The organism is Streptomyces sp. NPDC058964, from assembly GCF_042741275.1.
Classification (GTDB): Bacteria; Actinomycetota; Actinomycetes; order Streptomycetales; family Streptomycetaceae; genus Streptomyces.
Genome location: NZ_JBHYKH010000639.1, coordinates 1 through 4551, shown reverse-complemented (window position 1 = coordinate 4551; position 4551 = coordinate 1). Strand labels below are relative to the sequence as shown.

Here is a 4551-nt window from a genome sequence, read left to right as displayed (position 1 = left end):
TGGTCTGCGGGGGTGGGGGTGGTCTGTTACTGCCCGCCCGGGGCGCGGGGGGGGGGGGCGCGCGCCCCCCCCCCCCCCCCCCCCGGGCCCCCGGAAGACGCGGGAACCGCTCAGACGGACTCGGCGGCCTTGGCCCGCTCGGTCAGGAGGTCGGTGAGGTTCTGGACCGTGAACAGGCCCAGCACGCCCTCGGCCGTCAGCGGCTCGGTGAGCTGGCTGCGGTCGAACTGCGGCAGGACGCTCTCCAGGTGCGTCAGGCCGCGGTCGTTGACGACCTCGTTCTCGTCGCCGAACTCCTCGTCCGGGATGCCGCCCTGGAGCAGGTCGGCGATGTCGGAGACGGTGATCTTCACCTTGGTGGCGCGCTCCAGACGGAAGAGGATGTCGAGCAGGTCGATCGACTCCGCGCCGAGCTCGCCCAGCAGGGTCGCCTCGGGAACGGCCTCGGACTCGTCGATGCCGAGGGCGTCGGCGACGGCCGCCTGTACCGCGGACAGGTAGTCGGTCGTCGTGGGAATCAGGGTTTCGGACACCGTTGACTGCCTTTCGGGTGGTGGAGATACGTGCCGCAGGGCGCGGTGCGCCCTGCGCACGCGGATGGTCGTGAGTCGGAGCGGACAGGGAGGGACCGGGGCCGGCGTCCGGTGCGCCGACGGCCGCGGCCGGTCAGGCGGCCACCGCGGAGGCGGCCGCGGCCTGGCGCAGGTCGCGCAGGAGGGTGGTGATGCGGCGCGCGTCGTTGGTGCTGCGCACCTGGGCGTCGGGCACGGTCCGCTTGGCGAAGCCGCTGAGGACCCGGCCCGGACCGACCTCGAGGTAACCGTCGACCCCGAAGGAGGCGGCGGCGTCGAGGACGTCCACCCAGCGCACGGGACCGGCCAGCTGACGCCGCAGCAGATCGCGGGCGTGCGCGCCGTCGCGCACCAGGGCACCGGTCACCGAGCTGAACACCGGCAGCCGGGGTGCGCCGAAATCGACCCGCTCCAGCTCCGCGGCGAACTCGTCCTCGATGACCTTCATCAGCGAGCAGTGGAAGGGCGCGGAGACCTTCAGCGGTACGGTGCGCTCGGCACCGGCCGCGTCGGCGAGCCGTACGGCCTCCTCGACCGCGGCGCTCTGGCCGGAGATGACCGTCTGGCCCGCCTCGTTGTAGTTGGCCACCTCCACCACCCCGGACCCGGCGGTGGCCGCACAGATCTCCTCGATCCGCGCGGGCGCGAGGCCGATGACCGCGGCCATCGCTCCCGTCACCCGGCGCGAGACACCGGCCATCAGCTCGCCCCGGCGGCGCACCAGGCGCAGCGCGTCGTCGGCGTCGAGGACACCGGCGACGACCAGGGCCGTGTACTCGCCGAGGCTGTGCCCCGCCGCCGCGCCCGGGACGAAGCCCGTCTCCTGGTGCAGCACCTGGTACACGGCGAGGCTGGTCGCGACGATGGCCGGCTGGGCCGTCTCGGTGGGTTCCAGCTCCGACTCCGCCGCCGTGGTGCACAGTTCGGTCAGCGGCAGGCCGGTCGCCTCCTCCGCCCGCTCCAGCACGCGTCCCGCCGTGCGGGGATGCTCGCGCAGCAGGTGCTCGGCCATGCCGGCGCGTTGCGATCCCTGTCCGGGAAACATCGTGAATTGGTTGTCGCTCATCCCCGTTCCTACCTCACTGAATTGTGGGGGCGTGGGTCATCGAGCCGTCGACGAGCGGTTCTCGACCCCGTGAATCTCGCACCCCGATCTGGCGCATTCCTCGAATGTGTCTCGAAAAGCCGGTCGAACGCTTTTCCTTGACGCCGCGGCGGGGCACACCCGAGCGTGTTGCCATGCCCAGGATGAGCGCGCAGGAGAGGCGTACGGCCGTGGTCGGCGCGGCGATGATCGAGTTCGCCCGCAGGGGATACGACGGCACCTCGACGCAGGACATCGCACGGCGGGCGGGGGTCTCACAGCCGTATCTGTTCCGGCTGTTCCCCGGCAAGCGGGCACTGTTCCTCGCCGCGGCGACGCGCTGCGTGGCGGAGACCACGCGGCTGCTGGTGCGGGCGGCCGAGGGGCTCGAGGGCGAGGAGGCGCGGCACGCGATGGCGATCGCGTACACGCGGGTCATCGTGAAGGAGCCGGAACGGCTGCTGATGCAGATGCAGGTGTACGCCGCGGTGGCGGGCGCGGCGGCCGCGGGCGACCACGAGTTCGGCGAGACGGTCCGGGCCGGCTGGGAGGAGCTGTGGCGGGAGGTCCACCTGGCCCTGGGAGCCGACACCGACGACACCGCCTGGTTCATGTCACGGGGCATGCTGGTCAACGCACTCGTGGCCCTGGGCATCCCGTCCGACCACCGGGTGTGGGAGGCCCTGCACCCTTCGATCGGCACGGAAACGGCGACGACGCGGCGTCCCGCGCCCCCGTCAGGGGCGCGGGACTGAGCTGATATGCGGCTCCGCCGCACGGGCGCGCCCACAGGGGCACGGGACTGAACTGATCCGCGGCTCCGCCGCGCGGGCGCGCCCGGCCACGAGCAACCCGCACCCCGCGAACCGCCCCGGAGCGCAGCTCAGTCCGCAGTGGTCGGAGCCGCAGCCCGCCGGGAGGCAACCGGCTTGGCCCACCGGGTGCCGTACGCGACCTGCCCCTGCTCGGCCGCCCGGAAGGCCTTCGTGTTCCAGTTCTTGCGCATGAAGGACTCCCGCAACTTGATCAGCAGCGGGTTCTCCACCGCGCCCATCTTCCCGATCCGCCAGGCGATCTTCTGCAGCGGCGCGGTGCGCGCGCGGCGCTCGGTCTCGTACCGGCGCAGCGCCGTGACGGCGTCGCCGGGCCCGTCGAGGTACTCGGCGAGCACCAGGGCGTCCTCCAGCGCCTGGCAGGCGCCCTGCCCGATGTTGAAGGTGATCGGGTGCGCGGCGTCCCCGAGCAGCGTGACCCGCCCACGACCCCACTCGCGCTCGGGCTTGCGGCCCTCGACGTCACCGCGCAGGATCCACTCCTCCGGGGTGGCCCGGAGGATGTCGGCCACCGGTCCGGCCCACCCCTCGTGCCGGCGCAGCAGCGTCGCCCGCGCCGTACCGGGCTTGTCGCGCCCGCCGGGCGCTCCGTTGGCGACACTCATCCAGTGCACCAGGCCGGGCGCCACGTCGTAGTACGTGAACCGGGTGCCCGGCCCGAAGATCGCGTTGAAGGTGCCCGGCGGGATGTCCCCATGCTCCATCGGCGCGCGGCCGCGCCAGGCGATGTAGCCGCTGTAGCGGTTGCGGGCCGGCCCGAACAGGCAGTCGCGCACGGCACCGTGGATGCCGTCGGCCCCGATGAGCAGGTCGCCGCGCTCGCTGCCGCCGTCGGCGAAGTGGACCGTGACCCCGTCAGCGTCCTGTTCGAAGGACACGACCTGGGCGCCGGTGCGCAGGGGCGAGCCCTCCAGGGCCTCGCGCAGGACACCGTGCAGCACGGACCGCTCGACGGCGATGGTGGGTGCCCCGTACCGCTCGATGAAGTCACCGACGGGCCAGGCGCCAAGCACCTCGCCGCGCCAGGTGGTGAAGTGCGCGACGTGCTGGACGGGTGCGACCTGCAGTACCTGCTCGGCCACGCCCAGGTAGTCCAGCGCGAGAACGCCGTTGCTCCAGATGTGCAGGCCCGCACCGCCGTCCCGCAGCGAGTCGGCCCGCTCGAAGACGACGGTCTCGAATCCCCTCTTCTGCAGCGCGAGGGCCGCGGCCAGGCCGCCGATCCCTCCCCCGGCGATGAGTATGCGACGGGCACGTCCTATGGCCATCTCTTGGTCTCCTCGTGGCTCTGTCCGGGCGCAGGTCCGGTGCGAAGTCCCCGACGGAACAATGTTGTTGTCAACGCTAGCATTCAGAGCGGCGACCAATATAGTCTCGAAAGAGTATCTAGCATCGACATATCCGTGTGGCTCGGAACCACGCGGCAACCGGCAGACCCACGAAGGTGGTTTCGATGGAAGCGCTCCTGCAAACGCTGGCCGTGGTGGCCACCATGGCCAACGCGGTGGTCTACGGGACCGACGTCTTCTCCGCCCTGGTGCAGCGGCCCGCCATGGCACACGTCGACGACGTGGTGCTCACCAGCGCGATGGGCCAGACCCACCGTTTCGGCGACCAGCGCATGCCGGTACCGGGCGTGTTCGGGCTGGTGGCCACGGTGGCCACGGTCGCCGTCGCCGTCTTCGACGGCAGGGCGGTGCCGGCCGTGGCCGCGGGCGTCGCGGCCGTGTCCCTGGTGGTGTGGCTGGCCATCTACAACAAGGTCAGCGCCCCGGTGAACAAGGAGCTCACGGGCGCGGCCCTGGACTGCCGCACCGCCCCCGACGCCCGTGGGCTCCAGCAGACCTGGGACAGCGTCATCAACGCCCGTGTGGGGCTGCAGGCCCTGGCACTCGGCGGGATGTGCGTGGCCCTCGTGACCAGCTGAACCCGCGCGAAGGACGAGCCAAGGAGGGTGGGGGGGGGCCCCCCCGGCGGGGGGGCGCCCGCCAGCGCGGCGCGGCGGCCCGCCGGGCCGCGCGGGGTGTGGGGGGGGCGGCCCGCGGCCGCCCCCCCCCCCCCC

General features: G+C 72.7%; 5 protein-coding genes. 2 read left to right on the top strand and 3 right to left on the bottom strand.

Going from position 1 to position 4551, the window contains the following annotated elements; genetic code table 11:
- Positions 1-110 precede the first annotated feature (110 nt).
- Entirely contained in the window at positions 111-533 is a 423-nt protein-coding gene (locus ACFW2E_RS42035) for an acyl carrier protein (protein WP_384476001.1), read from the bottom strand.
- A gap of 133 nt (positions 534-666) precedes the next feature.
- Positions 667-1638 (bottom strand): ACP S-malonyltransferase, encoded by a 972-nt coding sequence (fabD, locus tag ACFW2E_RS42030; protein ID WP_384475998.1) that lies wholly within the window; start codon positions 1636-1638, stop codon positions 667-669.
- A gap of 173 nt (positions 1639-1811) precedes the next feature.
- Between fabD and ACFW2E_RS42025 the strand changes: the two genes are divergently transcribed.
- Positions 1812-2411, top strand: coding sequence for a TetR/AcrR family transcriptional regulator (locus tag ACFW2E_RS42025; protein WP_384475996.1), 600 nt, complete (start codon positions 1812-1814; stop codon positions 2409-2411).
- 128 nt (positions 2412-2539) lie between these two features.
- Here the strand turns inward: ACFW2E_RS42025 and ACFW2E_RS42020 are convergent, their stop codons facing one another.
- On the bottom strand, positions 2540-3757 hold the full coding sequence (locus ACFW2E_RS42020) for an FAD-dependent monooxygenase (RefSeq protein ID WP_384475993.1): 1218 nt from the start codon (positions 3755-3757) through the stop codon (positions 2540-2542).
- A 185-nt stretch (positions 3758-3942) separates the two neighbouring features.
- Here ACFW2E_RS42020 and ACFW2E_RS42015 point away from each other — a divergent pair, with 185 nt between their 5' ends.
- Complete coding sequence (locus ACFW2E_RS42015; protein WP_384475990.1) at positions 3943-4416, top strand: DUF1772 domain-containing protein; 474 nt, start codon at positions 3943-3945, stop codon at positions 4414-4416.
- The last annotated feature ends 135 nt before the right edge of the window (positions 4417-4551 follow it).